The 21,800-nt window shown below is 55.0% G+C and carries 20 protein-coding genes; 7 read left to right on the forward strand and 13 right to left on the reverse strand.

Translation table 11 applies throughout. From position 1 onward, the window contains the following. Positions 1–21: 21 nt before the first annotated feature. From SYN8016DRAFT_RS02130 to dapF, 3 genes are read right to left on the reverse strand one after another with little or no spacing between them, the layout of a single operon-like run. Positions 22–723 (reverse strand): DUF1995 family protein, encoded by a 702-nt coding sequence (locus SYN8016DRAFT_RS02130; protein ID WP_173362164.1) that lies wholly within the window; start codon positions 721–723, stop codon positions 22–24. Between the two features lie 35 nt (positions 724–758). Then, the gene (locus SYN8016DRAFT_RS02135) at positions 759–1,946 is read right to left on the reverse strand and encodes a cysteine desulfurase family protein (RefSeq protein WP_006852585.1); all 1,188 of its coding nucleotides are present in this window, start codon (positions 1,944–1,946) and stop codon (positions 759–761) included. Further along, positions 1,933–3,084: a diaminopimelate epimerase gene (dapF, locus tag SYN8016DRAFT_RS02140; RefSeq protein WP_006852586.1), complete on the reverse strand. Its 1,152-nt coding sequence runs from the start codon at positions 3,082–3,084 to the stop codon at positions 1,933–1,935. The genes SYN8016DRAFT_RS02135 and dapF overlap by 14 nt, the downstream gene beginning before the upstream one ends. Before the next feature lie 26 nt (positions 3,085–3,110). Here dapF and SYN8016DRAFT_RS02145 point away from each other — a divergent pair, with 26 nt between their 5' ends. Together SYN8016DRAFT_RS02145 and leuS are read left to right on the forward strand one after the other, a co-directional pair. Beyond that, entirely contained in the window at positions 3,111–3,341 is a 231-nt protein-coding gene (locus SYN8016DRAFT_RS02145) for a hypothetical protein (protein WP_006852587.1), read from the forward strand. A 43-nt stretch (positions 3,342–3,384) separates the two neighbouring features. After that, positions 3,385–5,988, forward strand: a complete 2,604-nt coding sequence (gene leuS, locus SYN8016DRAFT_RS02150; protein WP_006852588.1) for a leucine--tRNA ligase — start codon at positions 3,385–3,387, stop codon at positions 5,986–5,988. A gap of 11 nt (positions 5,989–5,999) precedes the next feature. Here the strand turns inward: leuS and SYN8016DRAFT_RS02155 are convergent, their stop codons facing one another. Further along, entirely contained in the window at positions 6,000–7,598 is a 1,599-nt protein-coding gene (locus SYN8016DRAFT_RS02155; RefSeq protein ID WP_006852589.1) for a glucose-6-phosphate isomerase, read from the reverse strand. A gap of 195 nt (positions 7,599–7,793) precedes the next feature. Between SYN8016DRAFT_RS02155 and SYN8016DRAFT_RS02160 the strand changes: the two genes are divergently transcribed. After that, positions 7,794–8,480, forward strand: a complete 687-nt coding sequence (locus SYN8016DRAFT_RS02160; RefSeq protein WP_253909807.1) for a helicase DnaB — start codon at positions 7,794–7,796, stop codon at positions 8,478–8,480. An 80-nt stretch (positions 8,481–8,560) separates the two neighbouring features. On the opposite strand, the gene SYN8016DRAFT_RS02165 is transcribed toward SYN8016DRAFT_RS02160, so the two are convergent. Genes SYN8016DRAFT_RS02165 through SYN8016DRAFT_RS02175 form a run of 3 tightly spaced genes read right to left on the reverse strand, consistent with a single transcriptional unit; the run spans position 8,561 to position 11,531 of the window. Beyond that, positions 8,561–9,481: an N-acetylmuramoyl-L-alanine amidase gene (locus SYN8016DRAFT_RS02165; RefSeq protein WP_006852591.1), complete on the reverse strand. Its 921-nt coding sequence runs from the start codon at positions 9,479–9,481 to the stop codon at positions 8,561–8,563. Then, positions 9,463–11,160: a M61 family metallopeptidase gene (locus tag SYN8016DRAFT_RS02170; protein ID WP_006852592.1), complete on the reverse strand. Its 1,698-nt coding sequence runs from the start codon at positions 11,158–11,160 to the stop codon at positions 9,463–9,465. The genes SYN8016DRAFT_RS02165 and SYN8016DRAFT_RS02170 overlap by 19 nt, the downstream gene beginning before the upstream one ends. Beyond that, complete coding sequence (locus SYN8016DRAFT_RS02175) at positions 11,160–11,531, reverse strand: DUF1257 domain-containing protein (RefSeq protein ID WP_006852593.1); 372 nt, start codon at positions 11,529–11,531, stop codon at positions 11,160–11,162. Before SYN8016DRAFT_RS02175 ends, SYN8016DRAFT_RS02170 begins: the two co-directional genes overlap by 1 nt. Positions 11,532–11,540: 9 nt before the next feature. Between SYN8016DRAFT_RS02175 and purN the strand changes: the two genes are divergently transcribed. Next, positions 11,541–12,239 (forward strand): phosphoribosylglycinamide formyltransferase, encoded by a 699-nt coding sequence (gene purN / locus SYN8016DRAFT_RS02180; RefSeq protein ID WP_006852594.1) that lies wholly within the window; start codon positions 11,541–11,543, stop codon positions 12,237–12,239. On the opposite strand, the gene argC is transcribed toward purN, so the two are convergent. Then, entirely contained in the window at positions 12,219–13,283 is a 1,065-nt protein-coding gene (argC, locus tag SYN8016DRAFT_RS02185; protein WP_006852595.1) for an N-acetyl-gamma-glutamyl-phosphate reductase, read from the reverse strand. The genes purN and argC overlap by 21 nt on opposite strands. 101 nt (positions 13,284–13,384) lie before the next feature. Here argC and ribBA point away from each other — a divergent pair, with 101 nt between their 5' ends. Further along, entirely contained in the window at positions 13,385–14,995 is a 1,611-nt protein-coding gene (ribBA, locus tag SYN8016DRAFT_RS02190) for a bifunctional 3,4-dihydroxy-2-butanone-4-phosphate synthase/GTP cyclohydrolase II (RefSeq protein ID WP_253909763.1), read from the forward strand. Positions 14,996–14,999: 4 nt separating this feature from the next. Here ribBA and SYN8016DRAFT_RS02195 read toward each other — a convergent pair whose 3' ends face one another. After that, entirely contained in the window at positions 15,000–15,425 is a 426-nt protein-coding gene (locus SYN8016DRAFT_RS02195) for a peptidylprolyl isomerase (RefSeq protein WP_006852597.1), read from the reverse strand. A gap of 85 nt (positions 15,426–15,510) precedes the next feature. Between SYN8016DRAFT_RS02195 and mtnP the strand changes: the two genes are divergently transcribed. After that, positions 15,511–16,428, forward strand: a complete 918-nt coding sequence (gene mtnP, locus SYN8016DRAFT_RS02200; RefSeq protein WP_006852598.1) for an S-methyl-5'-thioadenosine phosphorylase — start codon at positions 15,511–15,513, stop codon at positions 16,426–16,428. On the opposite strand, the gene murQ is transcribed toward mtnP, so the two are convergent. From murQ to dnaK, 4 genes are read right to left on the reverse strand one after another with little or no spacing between them, the layout of a single operon-like run. After that, positions 16,422–17,357 carry an N-acetylmuramic acid 6-phosphate etherase gene (murQ, locus tag SYN8016DRAFT_RS02205; protein WP_006852599.1) on the reverse strand — a complete coding sequence of 312 codons (936 nt, stop codon included), beginning with the start codon at positions 17,355–17,357 and terminating at the stop codon, positions 16,422–16,424. The two genes, mtnP and murQ, sit on opposite strands and share 7 nt — an antisense overlap. Beyond that, positions 17,354–17,779, reverse strand: a complete 426-nt coding sequence (locus SYN8016DRAFT_RS02210; protein WP_006852600.1) for a DUF3110 domain-containing protein — start codon at positions 17,777–17,779, stop codon at positions 17,354–17,356. The genes murQ and SYN8016DRAFT_RS02210 overlap by 4 nt, the downstream gene beginning before the upstream one ends. Positions 17,780–17,823: 44 nt before the next feature. Further along, the gene (locus SYN8016DRAFT_RS02215) at positions 17,824–18,729 is read right to left on the reverse strand and encodes a DnaJ C-terminal domain-containing protein (protein WP_006852601.1); all 906 of its coding nucleotides are present in this window, start codon (positions 18,727–18,729) and stop codon (positions 17,824–17,826) included. Further along, entirely contained in the window at positions 18,713–20,707 is a 1,995-nt protein-coding gene (gene dnaK, locus SYN8016DRAFT_RS02220) for a molecular chaperone DnaK (protein WP_006852602.1), read from the reverse strand. Before dnaK ends, SYN8016DRAFT_RS02215 begins: the two co-directional genes overlap by 17 nt. Before the next feature lie 142 nt (positions 20,708–20,849). Here dnaK and pstC point away from each other — a divergent pair, with 142 nt between their 5' ends. Further along, positions 20,850–21,797, forward strand: coding sequence for a phosphate ABC transporter permease subunit PstC (gene pstC / locus SYN8016DRAFT_RS02225; protein ID WP_038013151.1), 948 nt, complete (start codon positions 20,850–20,852; stop codon positions 21,795–21,797). The last annotated feature ends 3 nt before the right edge of the window (positions 21,798–21,800 follow it).

The raw sequence follows: 21,800 nt of genomic DNA on the forward strand, positions 1-21,800 counted from the left end.
TAAAAGCGATTTTTGGGAACATCAACTACGCAGATCTTCGATGAAGCGGTCGACCGCTCCCAATTGACGTCCAAGACTGACATCCTCGCCGTTTAGCGCCATGGCAATCGCCTCGGCGTCTGGTTTTGAGGGCATGGTGGCTAGGAACCGATAGCCATCAGGATCCGCTTTAAACAGATGCCACATCTCCTGTTCGGTTTGCAGGAGTGCCCCTTCCGCGAGCGGCTCTAAGTGGAAGGCAGACCGCCAAATGGAGAGAAACCCTTTGCGTCTACCCCTGGCAACACTGCCAATGCCCACACCGGCGTCCTCAAGTTTTCCGTTGAGAAGAACGACTGTTCCCTCCCAGCCGTTGCAGATCTGTTCAACCAAGTCGTAATCACTTGGCTGCGGTCCAATGGCCAAGAGCAATCGGCCCTTGAGCTCGGGGTCGCTGGAGAGCATCAGATCCTTGAGGGCAAGGCAGTGCGACGCGAGCTCTGGGCTATCCCGTTGCGCTAGGGCTGCTGATCCCGCATCTGGCCAGCCCAACACCACGTCATGTCCTTCAGCCTGCAAGGCCTGCGCTAGCCGCAACGCTGGATTGAGGAGCCTGAGTCCTTCGAAGCGCCAGGTCACGGTCCAGCGACGTTGCTGACGATCGCTCAGAGCTTGCTTGAGGGAAGCGAGGGTCATCGCCTCGGCCTCGACAAGATCGGCAGGAAGGGTGACGGACAAACTCAACTCGATGGATGGTGTGGGCGGAGAGTACCTAGACGTCAGACGCTTTGTTGGTTCATACGCGCGATGGCGTTTTGAATGCGATCGTTGATTTCAGGCAATGTTGCCGGGTCAATCCAATAGCCAAGACTGAGCCGAAGCCCCGACCGTCGCCATCGGGGATCCACGCCCATCGCTTCCAGGACGGGACTGTCACTCTCGCGACCGGAGGAACAGGCACTCCCACTACTCGCTGCGATTCCTTCGCGATCTAGGGCTCGTACCAAGGCACGACCCGACATGGGCTGGCCGTGGCGATCGGAGACCAGCACGGAGAGATGGTGCGGCAGCCGATCCGTGGGATGACCACTGACACGGATGGCATCGTTCTGGCGAAGCAAGGCAAGCAAGGCATCGCGCACTGGAGCGATCCCGGATCCCGAGGTTTTGACTTGATTGGCCTGACAAGGAGCGATCTCACGGAATGCTGCTGCCATGCCCTGAGCGAGGACGGGGCATTCGGTCCCAGCGCGTAGCCCATTCTCTTGGTGACCTCCAGCCAACAGGGGCTGGATCCGTTCTGCGATCTCCGGTCTTAAGAGCAATAAACCGATCCCCCTCGGACCTCCGCATTTGTGTGCTGAGGCCGTTAACAGATCAACTGGAAGCTCGTTCCAGTTCGGGCAACCCTGGCTCAGAACTTGGGTGGCATCGGTATGAAAGGGAATGTGTTTCGAACGACAAGCTTCACCCACGGCCTGGATCGGTTGAAGCGTTCCCACTTCACTCTGACCCCAGATCAAGGACACGATTTTGGTTGGAGGTTCGAGCAATCGCTCGAGATGTTTCATCTCGATCTGTCCATCGGCATCGACCGGCCATCGCTCCACCGTCCATCCGCTCTCAGCCAATTGCTGCGCTGCAGCTGCAACGGCCGGGTGTTCCACAGCAGAGATCACCAATCGTCCTGGTGATTCGGTTTTGGCCAGTCCAAGCAGGGCGAGATGGGCGGACTCGGTGGCCCCGGAGCTGAACAGGATGTCTGACCGGTCCGCCCCCAGGCTCTCTCCAATGGAAAGGCGCGCCCGTTCCAGCGACTCAGCCGCATCACAGCCGATGCGATGCAGGCTCGAGGGATTGCCCCAGCTTTCCTGTTGCACCTTGCCCATGCAAGCGATCACGCTCTCTCTCAGGGGAGCTGTGGCACACCCATCCAGGTAAAAGTAGGGGCCTTCAGGGCCTGTCATCGCGATTCAATCGGGACAGGGTTCGTTCCTCGAGGGAATCTCCAGCGAGGTTGATCATCGCGTCGAGAGAGGTGGACGACAAAAATTGTTGAACGCGCGCCTGCGCCTCCTCCCGGAGGCAGTGGTCCGGTTGCTGGCAGGAGTCTTTGCAATCATTCGCGCAGTCCAAGCTGGTCGAGACGGGCGCTGATGCTGGGGAGGCATCCCTGGACGATGGTGTTGGTTGTCCAACGGCTTTCCCTGGGATTGGCTGCTGTTGAGAACCCTGGCCTGGCTGTGGGAGCAATTCAGGATTCAGAACACCATCAAACACGGCGACGGCGGGGCCAGTCATAAACACGGAGCCTTGGGGATCAGGCCAGCTGATTTCAAGTGGCCCCCCTGGAAGTTTCACCGTGGCCTTTGAATTCGATAGGCCGAGCAGCGTGGCGGCAACGAGCGTGGCGCAGGCTCCGGTGCCACAAGCAAGGGTGGGACCTGCTCCGCGCTCCCACACACGGATCTCAAGGGTGTGCTGATCGATCACTTCCAGGAAGTGAACATTGGTTTTGGCTGGAAACAAAGGATGGACCTCCAGCGCCGATCCCCATGCGTCGAACGGGATGGTTTGCAGGTCTTGCACGGGCACGACCACGTGGGGATTGCCCATTCCCACAGCGGCGAGTTGAAGGCTGCTGCCCTGGAGATCGATCTCCCCTTGCGGAAGTCCAGACGGTCCTGTTGTGAGGGTTGTTGGAATGGCGCCGGGATCTAGAAATGGTTGCCCCATATCGACCCGGATCTGTCCGTCCTCACAGAGTTCGGGGACGATGACGCCGGCCATCGTTTCGGTTCTCCACGTCCGTCCTGGCTGATCCCCATCGCTATCAGCAAGAAAACGGGCTAGACAGCGAATGCCGTTGCCGCACATCTCGGCCTCGCTTCCATCCGCATTGAAAATGCGCATCCGCAGTTCTTCGCCATGCTGTGGGGGCAGGGCCAAAATCAAGCCATCGCCTCCGATTCCAAATCGGCGATCACACAGTTGGCGCACCCAATGGGGATCTGGCTCGGTGATGTTGAGAGGAAGTTGCCCAGCACGGCCTTCCAACAGCACGAAGTCATTGCCTAAACCTTGATACTTGCTGAACTGCAGCATGAAATGTCCGATCCCTCTCTGATCCTATGGAGCCAAGTTCCTTCGATCCGAGCTTGCCCAGCATTCGCTTGCTGCAGACATGGATTCGTGAACAAAAAATTCTCAGCCTTGAACTCAGCGATGGACGTCGGCTGATTGGAGTGCTGATCTGGCAAGACCAACATTGTTTGGCCCTGCAGCCGTCGGATTCTGATGATCCCGTTTTGATCAGTCGTGCCGCGATGCTCCTGATCCGTCCGCTGCCCCGGGGCCTTTAAGGAACAGCATTTGTGTCACGATCTGTCCAAATGTTCCCCTGTCGTGACGGCTTCCTCGTCCCCATCCGCCAGCACAGCCTCTGCGGCTACTGATCGGTATCAACCCCTTGCGCTCGAAGAGCGATGGCAAGCCCTTTGGAAGGAGAAGCGTCTCTATGAAACGCAGGACCCGAAGCCTGGCCAGAGAGCTTTTTATGCGTTGTCGATGTTTCCCTATCCCTCGGGAACGCTTCACATGGGACATGTCCGTAATTACGTGATTACGGATGTGATTGCCCGGGTGCAACGCATGCGAGGGGATGCGGTGCTTCATCCGATGGGGTGGGATGCCTTTGGCTTACCAGCTGAAAATGCAGCGATCGAACGCCAGATCGAACCCGGCGTTTGGACGGACAGCAACATCGCCCAGATGCGAGGCCAGTTAGGACGCCTGGGCTTGTCGATTGACTGGAATCGAGAGCTGGCAACCTGCCACAGCGACTACTACCGCTGGACGCAATGGCTGTTCCTGGAACTGCATGCGGGCGGACTTGCCTATCAAAAGGATGCCACTGTCAACTGGGATCCGGTGGATCAAACGGTGCTCGCGAATGAGCAAGTGGATGCGGATGGTCGCTCCTGGCGGTCCGGTGCGCTGGTGGAAAAGCGTGACTTGCGCCAATGGTTTTTACGCATCACCGAGTACGCCGATGCCCTTCTTGATGATCTAGATCAACTGCAGGGTTGGCCTGAGCGCGTCCGCACCATGCAGGCCAATTGGATTGGCCGTTCGATTGGGGCCGAGATCGATTTTCAAGTGGAGGGCCATCCAGGGACGTCCATCACCGTTTTCACAACGCGACCAGACACGCTGTTTGGGGTGAGCTATCTCGTTTTGGCTCCTGAGCATGCTCTCGTTGATCAACTCACCACAAGCGATGAACGCATCTCGGTGACGGCATTTCGGGATCTCATGGCCGAATTAAGTCAGGAGGAGCGGACGTCTGATGATCAACCAAAACGCGGTGTTCCTACCGGTGCGGTTGCCATTAATCCAGCTAATGGTGAATCAATTCCTATTTGGATTGCCGATTACGTGCTGGCTGATTACGGAACGGGCGCTGTGATGGGTGTACCGGCCCATGACGTTCGTGATTTTTCATTCGCTCGCCAACATGAATTGCCCGTTCAACGGGTGATTGAAGTCTCAGGAACGAATGAGCATGTCAATGACGGTGAAGCTTGGACAGGTCCAGGCACTCTGATTCATAGCGCTGGGTTTAGTGGTTTAACGAATGATGAGGCTAAAACTGCGATCACCAATCATGGATCTGAGAACGGTTGGGCGCGAGCGAAACGTCAATACAGGCTTCGCGATTGGTTGATTTCCCGCCAAAGGTATTGGGGATGCCCCATTCCGATTATTCACTGTGATGATTGTGGTGCTGTTCCGGTCCCTCGTGATCAGCTTCCTGTGGAATTACCAACTGGAATTGATCTCAATGGCGCGGGAGGATCTCCTCTCGCTCGCGTAGACGATTGGGTCAATGTGAGCTGTCCTAAATGTGGACAACCAGCTCGGCGTGAAACCGACACTATGGACACATTCATGTGTTCGTCCTGGTATTACTTGCGCTTTGCAGATCCGCATAATCAAGACCTCCCATTTGATGCAAGCGCGGTTAATCGCTGGTTGCCCGTTCAACAGTATGTGGGGGGGATTGAGCATGCCATTCTTCATTTATTGTATGCGCGCTTTTTTACGAAGGCACTCAATGATCGCGATTTATTAAAAACAAAGGAACCCTTCGAACGCTTGCTAACCCAAGGCATGGTGCAGGGCACCACCTACCGCAATCCAAGAACAGGGCGCTATGTCTCCCCGGCGGCTGTGAAGGACGAATCCAATCCCCTTGATCCGGATGACGGTGGACCGTTAGAGGTCTTGTTTGAAAAAATGTCCAAGTCGAAACACAACGGGGTGGACCCTGCTGCTGTGATCGATCGCTATGGCGCCGATACGGCTCGGATGTTCATTCTCTTCAAAGCGCCCCCTGAAAAGGATTTGGAATGGGATGACGCTGATGTCGAGGGTCAATTTCGCTTCTTACAGCGTCTTTGGCGGCTTGTGGATGCGGAGGTCAACCACGACGCAGCCTCCTCGGCAACAGGTGAATCAGACAGTGACATGCGTCGGGCTGTGCACCAGGCCATCAAGGCTGTTGGCGAGGATCTCAGCGGGGACTTTCAGTTCAATACAGCGATTTCGGAGCTGATGAAGTTGAGCAATGCCCTCTCTTCTGGCTTGGCTCAAGCCTCTACTGGAGTGCGGCAAGAAGCAATGTCAGCGCTCGTTCGTTTGTTGGCGCCATTTGCACCTCATCTGGCCGAGGAGTTTTGGCAACGACTCGGCGGTGAAGACAGCGTTCACCTTCAGCCTTGGCCCGATCATGACCCGGAGGCCTTGATCATGGATTCCATTGAAGTGGTGATCCAGGTCAAAGGAAAGGTACGGGGCTCGATGTCCGTAGCCGTTGATTGCAGCAAGGATGAACTCGAGCGCCTGGCTCTTGCCAGCGATGTTGCCCAACGCTGGCTGGAAGGCAAGCCGCCAAGGCGCGTGATTGTGGTGCCAGGAAAGCTGGTTAATTTGGTGCCAAGCGCTTAACCGATCAGCGATCAGCCTTTGCTGAAGCGCAGGGAAGCAGGACTGTCCCAGCTTCCCTGTGCCACATATCCACGATCGTTTCCTGTGAGATGACGCAGGATCCAGAAAATGGCTTCTTCGCTGCCGGATCCAATCGCCTTTTGGATATCGACGGCAGATCTCGACACTCCATCAGAGAGAACCTCTTCCACTTGCTTTTGCAAATTGAGAATGGCGGCTGCGGCTTTTTTGCCCGCTTCGACTCCTGGCTGGTGATATGCGTTCACATTCACCAATTCTCCGTAAAAACCAACGGCCCGCTCAAACAAGGCGATCAGCGCTCCGAGTCGGCGCGCGTCAAAGCGCCGCATGCTGATGCTCAAGCTTTGCCGCCCTCCTTCCGTGAGTGCTGAACGCGTTCCTTGCAAGAACCCATCGAGAAAATCTCCAGGACGCTCCCCCTCGATCGAAGGGATGTCATCCACATCACGCAGGACTTCGATGAAGGTCACGAAAAAATTATCGATGCCATCCCGTAGTTGCTGCACATAAGCATGCTGGTCGGTGGAACCCTTATTTCCATACACGGCAATGCCCTGATGCACTTCCTTGCCATCGCGATCAAGGCGTTTGCCGAGCGATTCCATGACCAGCTGTTGCAGGTAACGGCTGAAAACCTCTAAGCGATCTCGGTAGGGGAGCACGACCATGTCGCGTTTGCCCTTGCCTTCGCCCGCGGCATACCAGGCCGCTGCCATCAAAGCTGCTGGATTGCGGCGGACGTCTGGACAGCGAGTGGCTTCATCCATCTGGGCGGCACCCGCCAAGAAACCACGGATGTCGCAGCCGATCAGAGCGCCTGGAAGTAACCCAACAGCACTCGTGATGCTTGTGCGACCACCAATCCAGTCGAACATGTCAAATCGCTTGAGCCAGTTCTCTTTTTCCGCCTGCTGATCGAGCTTGCTGCCCGCCATGGTGACCACAACCGCTTGCCCTGGCCAACTGCCACCATGAGCTTCCAGACGGTGTCTGGCCTGCTCCATACCGAGGTGGGGTTCGGGTGTTCCCCCCGACTTGCTGACGGTGATCACCAGCGTTGTACGGAGACGTTCACCGAGCGCTGCCAGAACCCTGCTCATGCCATTGGGATCCACGTTGTCGAAAAAGTGGAACGGCAGGCCTACGCCATGGTCTTGAAGAGCACGAACCATGAGCAAAGGACCGAGGGCACTGCCGCCAATCCCGATCCAAAGGACATCCGTAAAAGGCTGGCCGTTGGGGGCCTGAATGGATCCCGCAATGATCGACTTGCCGAATTGATCGATGGCATCGATTTCAGCGGAGATGCTCTCGCCAAGCTGTTGTTCCGGCGCTAGTTGCGGCTGACGTAACCAATAGTGGCCAACCTGACGTTGTTCATCGGCGTTGGCAATCGCACCTCCCTCCAACTCCTCCATCGCCTTGAAGGCTTGTTCCAGACGGGGGGTGAGCGTCTCGAGAGCAGAACTGTTGAGATGCATCCGACTGACATCGAGCCAAAGGCCGAGATCGTCGTGATACCAAAGCAAATCGCAAAAGCGTTGCCATTGGGTCTGGCTATCGATGGCGCTGAAATCCGGGAAGCTCATCTCTGGCGGAGAACCTTCATCCCTGAACCTATCCGTGATTGTCCGAGATGCCCACGAATTGGAATATCGCGGTTATTCTCTCGTCAGAATTGTTGACGGTGTTTGGTGAGTCTTTTGGGACGACAGGTTGTTGCCATAGCGGGAGTTCTGGGCTTCATCTGTTTGTCCATTGCTCACCTTCGCAGCACGGCGCGCCTGCCATTGGTTGATGCTGAGATCCAGGCGCCGTTCGTGCAGGAAGATCCCACTGTCTTCAGCCCGGAAGAGTTGTTGCTGTTGCAGCGTCGTTTTGGCGTGCATGGCCCCCAGACGCGGCTTGCTCAGTTGTTCACGCGGGGCATGGACCAATTCCAGCCTCTGCGCACCCAAACGGTGAACCGGCTTCAAGCACTGAAGCCAGTCATTAAGAGGGAATCCCGCCACCATCGCGTGAATCCGATGCTGGTCACGGCGATCTTGTTTGATGAAATTCAGCATTCCAAGCCAGGAGAGGATCTGCCTTTCGTTGTGCATTCCGGTTTTGTGTCAACGCACGGCCCTGCTCAACTAGGAATCAGTGAGTTGATCCATCAAGGTAGGCTTCCCTTGCAACCATCCAAGGCAGAAATTGCTGAAGCTAGAAATTTATTAATGAATTCCGAAGCCAATGTGGAATTGCTTGCAGCAAAAATAGCTCGTCTGAAAAAAGAACTAGGCCTTTCTCCTGATCAAGTTTTAATTGCGAGTCGTTCCTATGTTGATGCCAAGGCGATTGCCACGTTGGCCTACCTCCATAACGGAAAACTTGATTATCCCAGGCGTGTGTTGCGCTACATGCAAGATCCTGAGTTGCACGGCCTGATCTTTTCGGAGCAGCGGCCGGCGACTCAGCCTTTGATTTAGGAATTGTATTTACAGCTACTTTTTATCGCGTGTTGCGTTTGGCGATGAAGCTCCATTCCTTCTGCATTTTTTCTGCGGTGCTAGGGGCAAAGAGCTTTCAATGCGGCTAGGCGAGTTTGAAGTTCCTGCCAATCAAAACTCCTTGGATCGCCGCGTTCACCACCAAGATCAACATGGCGATGGGTCGTAATGGCTGCTGGAGTAAAGCCAAAACGATCGATCCAGTCCTTCAGGACAAGGGCTAGAGAGTCATATTGAGCTGAGGAGTATCCGCTATGGCTAGACCGGCTATTTCTGCCATCTTGAGGTGTTTCTAAGCTTAGGTGAAGCGCAAAGTTATTCACTGATCCTCTGATTTTTGCATTGGTGACGGCCCATTCGCCCAGAAATGCGGAATATCCCGCTCCATAGGCGCGTTTGAGTGGATCAACGAGATCAACAATTTTTCCATCAAGACCAATCACTGTGTGATAACTCACTTGATCTGCATCTCTGGGATGGGGGGTCATAAAGGTATTCACAGCCGATTGCAGCGAGTACACCGTTTCATGGAGGACAACGACGCGGGGATCTGGATTGAGAGCGACTCCCCACGGATTCACCCTGAAACGTTCTCCGAAATTCGTGGGATCTGTTGCTACGGACACCCGCCGTTGTTGGAGTGTGCGCTGTTGTGCTTGTAGACGGTTTGTGACCTTGGAGTCAAAACCTGAACATTGTTTCGCTAAGGGTGAAGACCAGGAGATCGCCCTGGGAGGTTGAGGTTGTCTTGTTTGCTCAGATTTTTTTCGCTCTCGTTTCGCCTCGCTGCCGACTTCGTCAAGAAGATCGAGAAGGGACGGACTGCTGGCTTTCAAGGCACCACTTTGATCATTGCTCAACCAAGCCAGAGCACCCATCCCAAGAACCAGCGTGCCGCTACAAACAATCAGAGTCGCACCACGATGCTGGAGGTGAGACTGCAGTCGCTTCCAGATTCCAGTCACACGATTGCAAACCATCGATCACGCAATTCTTTTTGTGATGACGAAGCACCAGAGTCCCAGCTGATCTCCCAGCGCTCCACGATTGGATCCTTTTTCTTCAGAATTGTGGAGCTAAGACGTCCGCGACGTGCATACAGAACGGGGATCTGTTCTGGACCTTGAAGCAATGCTTGCCAATGCTCAAGCCCCCTTAAACGCCAATCATGCGCTCCGATCAGTTCGTCGCCTGGCACCAGCCCTGCTTGTTCGGCAGGACCATCGGGATTCACTTTGTTGATCAATAGTCGACCTTTTTGTTTGGAAAGTTGCATGCCGACGTCGGCATGTTTCGAGTGAATCGCAACGGCCTGGAGTCCCAGGGCGTTCAGGCAGTCGTTAATTGGAACGGCCATCGTCTTTTCAAGCCAGGTTGGTAAAACTTTGGCTAGTGATTTGTTATGGGCTTCTACAGCCTCCAGTAGGTCTGTTGGCTCATAGCCTTTGCCATGACGTCCGAAGCGCTGCCACAGATCTCGAAGAACGTAGGCAAGAGCCGATCCCGATTGCCTTAGCTGAACATCAAGGCAAAATGAGAGAACAGTTCCGAGGCGGTAATAACTAATTTGGGACAGAGAGTTTGCAGGTGTTTGCTTATAAAGCCTCAGCCATGCTTCTCTTGAACTATCAGCCAAAGATTGAATCTTGCATCCCGGATTCAGGAGCACATGAGAAATATCTTTTCCTAAATCATCGAGAAAGGTCTGTCGATCTGATTTAGCCGCTAAAAGTGACAGTGTGAGATCAAAATAACTGGTAATCCCTTCAGCAAACCAAAGACCATCGCTGATTTCAGCTTTGTCGTATCGATAGGGAACATAGGCGCCTGGGCGAAGTCTGCGAACATTCCATTGGTGAAAGTATTCATGGCCAATGAGTTGCAGGAGTTGTCGATAGCCATCCTTTTTGGTTAACGCTTCCCAGGAAAATTGCAACACTGAGGAATGATCGTGCTCTAGTCCTCCGTAGCCTTGATCGAGTAGCTGAATGACTAATTGGTAGCGATCCCCAGCCGGTGGTGGGGTTCCCATCAACGTGCAGGCGGCTTCACAGACGGCCTCAATATCCGCTTTAAAGGTCGAAGGCCAACCCATCGGTGGCTCTCCAATCGTGAGCAATTCATGCGGATGCCCACAGACTTCGAATGGGCGTGAATGAAAGGGGCCGGCGTGCACGGGTGCATCGACGAGCTGGTCGAAATCGTTTGCGTCGTAGCCATCGTCAACCTTTGCCAGGGGGACATGGCCGAACCAACCGCTGGGCAACGACAGCTGGAGATGATGAGGATTCCAGCGCTCTCCATCAATCAGCATCACCACTGCAGGAAGGCACAGGGATGCAAAATCTGGATCGAGGTGATTGGTGCGAACCGTGAGCTGACGCGCTTCCAGCGTGTAGGTCAAGCAAACGGGGTCAAGGGTCTCGAGCTCTGCCGTCCAGCGCGAAGGGGCCACCCGCTTGGTGCTAACCGCACGGCCTGATTGTTGAAACTGAAGACTGTGGAGATGCTGTGCGTGGTCGCGAACGGTGTAGGACCCTGGAGTCCATATCGGCATCAGCCAGGTTTGATGTCGTCCCCGAGGTTTCCACTCGAGTTTCACCTTGAGTTGCTGACGGGCAGGCTCGCAGAGATCGATTGAAATCCTGACACCACCCATCAGCCCATGGCTCGCTCTGCTCCGATTGGGTCTGTCGTTTCTATGGAAGGAACGAAGCCGACTCCCTCTGCGGAGCGCAGGGCCGATCTCAGGGCGTAGGCCCGCAAAATGGTGTTGAGATGGGTTTTATGTCCTACGGAATCTTTGGTTTGACCAAGATCCAACATCAAAGCCAACGATCCATCGGCTTCCCACCTCCAGCCCATTTGCAGGCCGCTGCTGTCTGTTGCGACCAATTCAGCCGGATAGATGTCTTGTCCAAACGCTTTGATCAAGCCGGGACGCTGAACGAGGTAGTGCTCCGCTAACAGAGTTTCCTCAAGAAGCTCGAGGTCTTTGATGACGGTTGGCAGGATGGTCAGATGGGACATGAGCACATGATGCCCGCGCCTTTGAACCTTAGCCACTGTGTGGCTGATTCACTCGATTCAGGTCTTGCGTTGAACTCCCCTTCGATTCAGGAATGGCCAACGTTTCAGCCAGCTCTCCGACTCGGAGTGATGGCATCGGGTAACGGCAGCAATTTTGAGGCGATTCAAGCGTCGATCGCAGCCAACGCTCTGCATGCCGACATTCGCCTCTTAGTGGTCAACAATCAAGGCTGTGGCGCTGAACAGAGAGCCCAACGGCTCAACATTCCATGCCAGTTATGGGATCACCGACAGTTTGAGACAAGAGAACGGCTTGATCACGCCCTTGTGAAGGCATTTCTTGAGGCAGACGTGGAATTGATTGTGATGGCTGGATGGATGAGGATTGTGACGCCAGTGCTGATTGAAGCCTTCCCCAACAGATTGCTCAATATCCACCCATCCCTTCTCCCCAGCTTTAAAGGCCTCGATGCGGTTGGGCAGGCGCTTCAAGCGTCGGTGCGGATCAGTGGTTGCACGGCCCATCTGGTTCAGGCAGATGTCGATACGGGCCCCGTGATCGCTCAGGCGGCCGTTCCAGTTCTTCCAGACGACAGTCCGGAGTCCTTGGCCAAGCGAATTCAAGCCCAGGAGCATCGCATTTTGCCCTGGGCGATCGCTCTTGCAGGAGTGAAGTGGCGCCAGAGCTCAGGGATAAAAGGGAGTTAGTGGTAATCCTGTCGCTTCAGGCAGTCCTGCCATGAGGTTGAGACATTGAATCGCTTGCGCAGCTTGTCCTTTCATCAAGTTGTCAACAGCGCTCATCAGGACAAGTCGTCCCGTTCGGTTGTCTACTTGCACGGATAAAAAGGCACAGTTGGTGTGTTTTGCCCACTTCGTTGCTGGGTACGTTCCCACTGGCAACACCGTGACACAGGCGTGATGGCGATAAAAACTGTCCAGAACTGTGGTGCAGTCTTCGGCCGTCAGTCCGGGATCGCGTAATCGGGCATAGACGGTTGAGAGCAGTCCTCGCACCATCGGCACGAGATGAGGTGTGAACTGCAGCTGGATCGCACATCCGGCAATCTCACTGGCCATCTGTTCAATTTCTGAGGTGTGGCGATGGCCGACGACGCCGTAAGGACAGATCGATTCAGAGGCTTCTGCCAGGAGCAGATGTTCCTTTGCCGCGCGTCCTCCACCCGATGTGCCTGTTTTCGCATCAATGATCACCCCGTCCTGTTCGATCAATCCTTGTTTGAGGAAGGGCAGGAGTGGAAGCAGGCTCGTGGTGGGAAAGCAGCCCGGTGCTGCGACCAATCGAGCTGAAGCAATGGCAGGGGCATTCCACTCAGGCAACCCGTACACCGCCTCAGAACAGAGGTCGCTATCCGTCCGCTTACAAGAGCGAGCTTCCTGGGCGTAGACCTCCGACCACTGGTCGAGCGAGCGGTAGCGGTAATCGGCGGACAGATCCACGACCCGAACGCCTCGTTCCAGAAGCTCAGGGACTAGGCCACTTGCCAGTCCATTGGGAAGGCTGAGCAAGGCCACATCAGCACGTTCGGCAATTCTTGCGGGCTCAGGCGTCTCCACCAGGGGATCATCCGGCAAGGGCAAAAACGGGCAAAGCTCGCTCCAACGCTTGCCAGCACTGCGTTCTCCGCCAAGAAAGCCGACGACAAAATCAGGATGGCCCTGCAACAGCCTCAGGCTTTGCAAGCCCCCATAACCGGATGCTCCGATGACCGCAACTCGTTTGATCGCCATGAACGGAGCAGATTGATCGGCTGATCGTACTGGCGTCGATCATGATGAGAGCTTGTTGGATACCTAGAACGCTGAGCCATTCAGCCGAAGCTGCCGAGGGCATGGATCCGATCTTTGACTCCATCCCTGACGCCCTCAACGCCATCCGTAATGGCGAGTGCGTTGTTGTGGTCGATGACGAACGCCGCGAAAACGAAGGAGATTTGATTTGTGCGTCGCAGTTTGCGACGCCAGAGCAGATCAATTTCATGGCCAAAGAGGCTCGGGGCTTGATCTGTCTCGCAATCGAAGGAGATCGTCTTGATGCCCTCGACCTCCCCTTAATGGTCGATCGCAACACCGATGAAAATCAGACGGCGTTCACGGTGAGTATCGATGCCGGGCCAGAGCATGGCGTCTCGACCGGAATTTCTGCGGAGGACCGCTCTCGAACGATTCAAGTTGTGCTTCGGGCTGATGCGAAACCATCCGATCTCAGGCGTCCAGGTCATGTGTTTCCGCTGAGGGCCCGTTCTGGAGGGGTGCTTAAGCGGGCAGGACATACGGAAGCTGCTGTTGATCTTGCCCAGCTCGCTGGACTGATTCCATCGGGGGTGATTTGTGAAATTCAGAATTCCGATGGGTCGATGGCCCGTCTGCCAGAACTTCAGGACTACGCCAAACAATTTGGATTGCGGCTGATCAGCATTGCTGACCTCATCAGCTACAGGCTGCAGAACGAACGTTTCGTGCGTCGACATGCTCAGGCTGTGATGCCCAGTCAGTTCGGACAGTTCCAGGCGATCGGATTTCGCAATGAACTGGACAACAGTGAGCATGTTGCTCTGGTGAAAGGAGTGCCTGGGCAATTGCAAGAACCTGTTTTGGTTCGCATGCACTCGGAGTGCCTCACGGGTGATGCCTTTGGTTCTCTGCGTTGTGACTGCAGACCACAACTTGAGGCCGCGTTATCGCAAATCGAGCAGGAAGGTGAAGGTGTTGTTGTGTATTTAAGGCAAGAAGGCCGTGGGATTGGCCTGATCAATAAGTTGAAGGCCTATAGCCTCCAAGACGGAGGTCTCGACACCGTCGAAGCGAACGAGAAGCTTGGATTTGGAGCAGATCTGCGCAATTACGGAGTGGGTGCTCAAATTCTGGGTGATCTGGGGATTCATCGCCTAAGGCTCCTGACCAACAATCCACGAAAAATTGCAGGACTTGGTGGCTATGGGCTGGAAGTGGTCAGTCGAATTCCTCTTATCATTAATCCGGGCGATCATAATGCGAATTATTTAGCCACAAAGCGCGACAAATTGGGGCACCTATTTAATGAAAAAAACGCGGCAAATGTTGTAACTCTAGCCTGGGATTGTGGTGAAGACCTGATCGCTGAGTTGCCGGATCTTCTGCATAGGGCAGAGATATTAGCTTCAAAATTAAGCCTTAGCCTCCTCCCAGAACAAACACCAAGGTTGCTTGCGCTCTGGGAACGCCCTCAATTCGTTTGGGCTGTTTCAGGCGAAACATCGGCGATTGAGCAGTTTCTGAATACCTTGGCGTCTTGGCCGGAAACAAAGAGACTCGGACTCTTAAAAACGGCCAAAGCCGAACAGCGCCTCCATCCGTCTTTGCAACTCAATCGCGAAGAAATGGATTTGGCTTCGTTGCGGAACAACAAAAAAATCGGCTGGTCAGAGACCTCTGACCGGCCGATTCTGATTCATTGGTCCTAACGGATCAGTCGGTCACCGTCACACTTTCAATACGACTGCCGTTTTTCAAGGCAAGAACCACATCCATGTCTCCGGTTTGTCCAAACACGGTGTGAACGCCGTCGAGGTGGGGCTGTGCCTCATGGACGATGAAGAACTGACTTCCGCCCGTGTTCTTACCGGCGTGGGCCATGGAAAGAATGCCTGGAGCATGCTTCCGGCTGTTGATTTCGCAATTGATGGTGTAACCAGGACCACCCGTTCCAGGCATCCCTTTGGCTCCCTCACGGCTATTGGGGCATCCACCCTGGGCCATAAAACCATCAATGACGCGGTGGAAGGCAAGACCGTCGTAGAAACCTTCGCGCGCGAGCTTCACAAAATTGGCGACGGTGTTCGGCGCATCTTGATCGAACATTTCCAGCTTGATCTGGCCGGCATCCGTTTTCATCAGGACTGTCGTCAAGGCACCAAAGGCAAAAACGAATCTTAGGCAAGCGAGCAAGATGAGTGACAATGTGCGCCTTCCCTAAAGCATGTCCACACTCCATTCCTCCCTCCAAGACGCTCGAGTGGGTGTCATCGGTGGCAGTGGTTTGTATGCGATTGATGGGCTCGAATCGGTTGAAGAGGTCACATTGGACACCCCATTCGGCGTTCCTTCTGATTGTTTGCGCGTCGGTCAACTGAATGGCGTTGAGGTGGTCTTTCTTGCCCGCCATGGGCGCTCGCATCACCTGCTTCCCAGCGAAGTTCCCTACCGAGCCAATATCTGGGCGATGCGCTCCTTAGGGGTGCGTTGGTTGATCTCGGTCTCTGCCGTGGGATCTCTTCAGGAGCATCTGCGCCCTCGCGACATGGTTGTTCCCAATCAGTTCATCGACAGAACGAGGCAGAGGCCGCAATCGTTCTTTGGCGATGGCTGTGTGGCCCACGTCAGCCTGGCGCAACCCTTTTGTGAGCGCCTGAGTGATCTGCTTGCAGCAGCAGCAACGAACGAGATGCCGTCCGGACACAAGCTGCATCGCGGTGGAACCTACCTGTGCATGGAGGGTCCGGCTTTCTCGACCAAAGCAGAAAGTGAGCTCTATCGCAATTGGGGTTGTGATGTGATTGGCATGACGAACCACACCGAAGCCCGTTTGGCACGCGAAGCCGAAATTGCCTATGCCTCTCTCAGCATGGTGACCGATTTCGATTGTTGGCATACGGAGCACGATGCAGTGACCGTTGAAATGATCATTGACAACCTCAAGGCCAATGCCACTGCGACGGGGCCGATCCTCTTCGCTCTCATGGAGAAATTAGGCCGTGAACGTCCTTCTTCCCCTGCCCATCACGCCCTTAAAGATGCCTTGATGACGCCTCCTGATGCCGTTCCAGCCGCGACCAGGACCCGTCTGGATTTGTTTACGAGTGCCTATTGGGGGCCCGCAAGCGCTCAAGCTCAATGAGCCGTGGACTGCAGGGTGATTCCGATTGAACCAAGGGCCTTGCGCAGGTTTCCGTCGTAATCACCAAGCAGGGCTTCAGCCTCTTGAAGATCCATGGATCCAGCCGCCATGACCAGTGCTCGTTTCACCGATCCCTTGGCTTCCGTCAGCAGGGGAAGCCCTTGCTCACGCGACAGACCACCGAGATCGCTCAAAATTCTGAGCGAGCGGTCGACCAGCTTGCTGTTGCTCGCTGCGACATCGACCATGCGGTTTCCATACACCTTTCCCAACTTCACCATCACCCCGGTGGAAAGGATGTTGAGTGCCATTTTTGTGGCGGTTCCCGCCTTCAAACGCGTTGATCCAGTCAGCAGCTCTGGTCCCGTGATTAAGCGGATATCCAGGTGGCAAGGCATGGGTGCTTGTTCTGCAGGAACGCAGGCCATGGCAATGGCCAGCGCATCTAACTCCAAGGCGTATTGGAGTGCACCACGGACATAGGGCGTGGTGCCACCAGCGGCAATGCCGACCAGGCAGTCATCCGATCCGAATTGATGGCTTTTGAGGTCGTCAACCCCCGCTGTTTCAAGATCCTCAAGGCCCTCTGAACTACGAAGAAGGGCCGGAGCACCCCCCGCCAAAACACCCTGTACCAGTTCGGGTGGACTGCAAAAGGTGGGAGGACATTCAGCGGCATCCAACACGCCAAGGCGGCCCGATGTTCCTGCTCCGAGGTAAAACAGCCGTCCGCCTTTGCTTAAGCGCATGGCCACAGCATCGACGGCAGCACTGAGAGCTTCAGACGCGCCTTCAACCGCCAATTGAGGTTTGCGATCTTCGTCGATGAACAGCTTGACCAGCGCATTGGTGGACAACACGTCCAAATCAGTGCTGCGGGGGTTCGACTGCTCTGTTGTGAGATAACCCCGATTTTCAGAAGGATTCACAACAAACCCTCCAGACGACGGCGGACATCATCCAGTCCATCATTCGCGCTGGATGACGGAACGCTGTCGCTGGATGGATCGACAGATGAATCGACAGATGGATCTTCAGATTGCCAATTACTGACGTCTCGATTGGAGCTCGGAGGAGCCAGCATCAAGCGCTCATCGTCCGATGTGGGTACGAAGCCAGTTTCGACCAGTCGCGCCTCATACCCAGCCTCTGTGCAGAAGAGTTCCACCTCGTGTTGATCGAGGGCTTCGACCGTGGGAGTTGGGAAGTCCTGGGCCTCTAGCAGGCCTGCATAGCGTTCGGCATCGTCGCAGTTTTCAAACATCAAAACCACGGTCTGGCCAGACAACTCAAGGGAATGAATGCCCTCACTGTCCTGACCGGCGTCGTAAAGAAGGACGTGAACGAGCATGAGCTGATTGAGGTCGCCTTCAGTCTCTCATCGAAAGTCCTGGATCAGATCCGCCCTTGATCCAAGCTCAGTTCCTGAAGCCTCTGGTAGAGGGCTTGTTCGTCATCGTTCAGATGGGCAGGAATCACGATGACCACCTCCACCAGCTGATCTCCTTGGCGGTCGTTCCAGACGAGGCCACGTTCGCGAAGTCGCAGCAGGCGACCGCTCGATGAACCTGGAGGGACTTGAAGGGTCACGGATCCGGACAGCGTTGGAACATCCACCGCGCATCCAAGGGCTGCATCCGGTGGAAACAGTTCCAAGCGGTACAGCACGCGCAATCCATCAATGCGTAGGCCCTCCTCGGTGACCACTTGCAACTGCAAAAAATGATCCCGTCCACCCGGTGCCACTCCCTCTAAGCGGAGGCGCCAGCCATCCCCCGCAAAGGGAGGTGTATCCACCTCGATCACCGTTCCGTCGGAGAGCTCCAGGTTCACAGCAGTGCCGTGAAGGGCCTGGTCAGGGGTCAGCACAACCGTTGTTTCGAGATTGTCCTGCGAGCGAACAGGTGGGGGAGGTTGGGGAGATGGGGCTGGTCTGTGCTCCGTTTGCTGTTGATCAGCGTTGTGTGTGGATTCGACACGATCAGGCGCTGGAGGATCACCGATGCCCAAAACAACGGCGAGATACTCCTCGAAATCAGGAAACCCTGAAGCAAATGGGTCTTGGCTGGGACTTCGACCGTTGCGTTGACGCTCCCAGGCGACGCGCCTGTCGTGATCACTGAGGACGGCATAGGCCTCATTGACGAGTTTGAAGCGCTCTTCCGCCTGGCGATCGTTCCCGTTGAGATCCGGGTGCCAACGCCTTGCTTCGCGCCTGAAGGCTCTCTTCAGCGAGTCTCCGTCACTGCCTGGATCAAGACCAAGGAGGGCCCAATAATCGGGCTCAGCGATAGAAGTCATCATCCCAGGGGTCGATTCCGCGACGTCCACTTCTCATGCGTTCATCGGAACGGGTGTTGCCCGTGGACCAAGGGTCATCATCCCAATCATCGTCTGCGAAGAGTTCGTCTTTGAGCGTTCCGAGAGTGCTGCGAATGCCCTGCAAAGGCCCCGCCTCGCTGCTTCGTTCTGCAGAGAGACGGCGGTTTAACCCGAAGAGGGCTTCTTGCAGGCCACTCACGCCCATTTCCAACTGTTGCGGATCATCCTGCTCGAGCAGATCCTGAACATCACGCATCGCCATTTCTACGCTCCTCTGCTGCCGTTCGGCGCCATAGGGACCAAGCTCAAGGGCTGCATCACGCAAACGTCGCTCTGCTTGCGCCACCAACGTCAGGGCTGAATTGCGCCGCTCAATCGCAGCACGCTTGCGGCGATCTTCATCGGAGCGAGCTTCCGCCTCGGCGAGGAGTGCTTGCAATTCGTCTTCATTGAGATTCGAGCCCCCTTGAATCGTGACGGATTGCTTTCGACCCGTGGTGCGATCTGTTGCACTCACTTGAAGAATTCCGTTGGCATCGATGTCAAACGCAACTTGGATCTGAGGGACACCACGGGGGGCAGGTGGAATCCCTGATAAGCGGAAACGGCCTAAGGACTTGTTGTCTTGCGCCATTTGACGCTCACCTTGCCAAACATGAATTTCCACAGACGATTGATTGGCACCAGAGGTGCTGAACACGTCGGATTGACGCACTGGAATTGGCGTATTTCGAGGAATCAGGACCTTCATGAGTCCTCCCACGGTTTCCAATCCAAGGGAAAGAGGTGTGATGTCGTTGAGAAGCAGATCTCTCAGCTCACCGGTGATGATTCCGGCTTGAACGGCGGCACCCACAGCAACCACCTCATCAGGGTTGACGGACTGACAGGGGTCATGGGGGATCAACGTTCTCACGAGCTGCATCACCATGGGCATCCGTGTGCTGCCACCCACAAGCACCACGTCATCAATGTCTTCTGCGAGCCAGCCTGAGTCTCGAAGCGCTGCCTGAACGGGGGTTAGCAGTCGATCAAGCAGATCAGGACAGAGTCCTTCAAACGTTTTGCGATCGAGAGTGGTCTCGATATGAAGGGGGCCTTCCTGACCGGTGGCAATAAAGGGCAGGGAGATCGGTGTGGTCGAAACGCCTGAGAGTTCCTGCTTGGCTTTTTCGGCCGCTTCAGTGAGACGTTGAAGCGCTTGGCGATCCCTGCGCAGATCAATTTGATGTTGTTGGAGGAAGGCATCAGCAAGCCAATCAACGATGAGTTGATCAAAGTCATTGCCACCCAATTGGGTGTCGCCGTTGGTGGCCTTTACATCGAAAACACCATTGGCGATCCGAAGCAGCGACACATCAAAGGTCCCTCCACCCAGGTCGAAGACAAGAACACGACGAACAGCACTGCGATCAAAGCCATAGGCCAGGGCTGCAGCCGTGGGCTCATTGAGAATCCGTTCCACCGATAAGCCGGCGAGGCGTCCCGCATCCCGCGTCGCCTGACGCTGGGCATCATTGAAATAGGCCGGAACGGTGAGAACGGCGGCGTCAACCGTTTCGCCTAGGTACGTGCTGGCATCGTCAACAAGCTTGCGCAAGATGCTCGAGACAAGCTCTTCCGGTGCATATTCCCGTTCGGTCTGAGGACAGGCCACACGAACGTTGCCCTGGTTGTTGGCACGAACGGTGTAAGGAACGGTGAGTGTGTTGTCGTCGAGTTCATCCCAGGCGCGTCCAACAAAACGCTTGAGATTGGAAAAAGTGTTGCGAGGATTGAGAACGAGTTGACGCCTAGCGGGCTGCCCTACCAGCAGCTCATCCTCTTTGGTGTAGCCAACAACCGATGGCGTGGTCCTCGTGCCTTCCGCGTTGGCAATCACCACCGGTCGACCCGCCTCAAGCACGGCGACGACGGAATTCGTGGTTCCCAGGTCGATTCCGACGATCCGGCCCATAACCGCGCATTTGGTGTCTCCAAGCTAACGGTCCAAACTCCAATCACCAAGCTCTTATGCGGAGGAATTCTGTGGTGTTCTTTCGCTTACCTGCAAAACAGCCGGCGCGCGGGTACGGTTCCGCAATCTGTCTGCCAGCAGAGTGAACCAATTCAAGGCTCAATATCTGCTTCGAAGCAGACCACCGGCTGAAAAGTTGGTGGATGGCAGTTTCAAGAAGCTCGTCGTCGTCATGGCCTCCATGGTTGCGCTGATCCTCATCTCCATCCTTGTGGTGGTGTTCTGGGGATCGTTGGAGTCGATGGGGCGCTACGGACTGTCGTTTTTGGTCACGTCCAACTGGAATCCTGTTGATGACGAATATGGTGCTTTCACGGCAATTTATGGAACGCTCGTTACTTCTCTTTTGGCACTAGTGATTGCTGTTCCTTTGGGTGTAGGCACGGCAATATTTATTACTGAAAATATTATTCCGCTTAAAATCAGAAATATTATTGGCTTAATGGTTGAGCTCCTGGCGGCCATCCCTTCAGTGGTCTTGGGGTTGTGGGCGATCTTTATCTTAGAGCCATTTATTCACCCATTTCTCATGTTTCTCTATGAGGATTTCGGCTGGATTCCCTTCTTTAGTACGGAGCCATTGGGACCAGGTATTGCACCAGCAATTTTGATTCTTGTTGTGATGATTTTACCGATTATTACAGCTATTGCTCGCGATTCATTAAATCAAGTGCCGATGAGACTGCGCCAAGCTGCCTATGGCGTTGGTGCGACTCGATGGGGAGCGATTTTGAACGTGATACTCCCTGCGGCTGTATCAGGAATCGTTGGTGGAGTGATGCTCGCTCTCGGCAGAGCCATGGGAGAAACCATGGCCGTCACAATGATCATTGGAAACTCCAATGTTTTTAGTTGGTCATTGTTGGCTCCCGGAAATACCATTTCAGCCATGCTTGCGAACCAGTTTGGGGAAGCAGATGTAGGACAGCTCTCCTCCCTTATGTACGCAGCTTTCGTCTTGATGGTTATGACTTTAATTGTCAACATTATGGCTCAATGGCTTGTGAAACGTCTGAGTCTTAAGTATTAAAAT

The sequence above is a fragment of the Synechococcus sp. WH 8016 genome (assembly GCF_000230675.1).
GTDB lineage: Bacteria > Cyanobacteriota > Cyanobacteriia > PCC-6307 > Cyanobiaceae > Synechococcus_C.

Bases quoted from the DNA above. Each gene is read 5' to 3' on its own strand.
- SYN8016DRAFT_RS02135 (WP_006852585.1), bottom strand. From the start codon at position 1,946: ATGACAGGCCCTGAAGGCCCCTACTTTTACCTGGATGGGTGTGCCACA.
- dapF (WP_006852586.1), bottom strand. From the start codon at position 3,084: ATGCTGCAGTTCAGCAAGTATCAAGGTTTAGGCAATGACTTCGTGCTG.
- SYN8016DRAFT_RS02145 (WP_006852587.1), top strand. From the start codon at position 3,111: ATGGAGCCAAGTTCCTTCGATCCGAGCTTGCCCAGCATTCGCTTGCTG.
- SYN8016DRAFT_RS02155 (WP_006852589.1), bottom strand. From the start codon at position 7,598: ATGAGCTTCCCGGATTTCAGCGCCATCGATAGCCAGACCCAATGGCAA.
- SYN8016DRAFT_RS02165 (WP_006852591.1), bottom strand. From the start codon at position 9,481: ATGGTTTGCAATCGTGTGACTGGAATCTGGAAGCGACTGCAGTCTCAC.
- SYN8016DRAFT_RS02170 (WP_006852592.1), bottom strand. From the start codon at position 11,160: ATGGGTGGTGTCAGGATTTCAATCGATCTCTGCGAGCCTGCCCGTCAG.
- SYN8016DRAFT_RS02175 (WP_006852593.1), bottom strand. From the start codon at position 11,531: ATGTCCCATCTGACCATCCTGCCAACCGTCATCAAAGACCTCGAGCTT.
- purN (WP_006852594.1), top strand. From the start codon at position 11,541: ATGCCCGCGCCTTTGAACCTTAGCCACTGTGTGGCTGATTCACTCGAT.
- argC (WP_006852595.1), bottom strand. From the start codon at position 13,283: ATGGCGATCAAACGAGTTGCGGTCATCGGAGCATCCGGTTATGGGGGC.
- ribBA (WP_253909763.1), top strand. From the start codon at position 13,385: ATGGATCCGATCTTTGACTCCATCCCTGACGCCCTCAACGCCATCCGT.
- SYN8016DRAFT_RS02195 (WP_006852597.1), bottom strand. From the start codon at position 15,425: ATGAAAACGGATGCCGGCCAGATCAAGCTGGAAATGTTCGATCAAGAT.
- mtnP (WP_006852598.1), top strand. From the start codon at position 15,511: ATGTCCACACTCCATTCCTCCCTCCAAGACGCTCGAGTGGGTGTCATC.
- SYN8016DRAFT_RS02210 (WP_006852600.1), bottom strand. From the start codon at position 17,779: ATGCTCGTTCACGTCCTTCTTTACGACGCCGGTCAGGACAGTGAGGGC.
- SYN8016DRAFT_RS02215 (WP_006852601.1), bottom strand. From the start codon at position 18,729: ATGACTTCTATCGCTGAGCCCGATTATTGGGCCCTCCTTGGTCTTGAT.
- dnaK (WP_006852602.1), bottom strand. From the start codon at position 20,707: ATGGGCCGGATCGTCGGAATCGACCTGGGAACCACGAATTCCGTCGTC.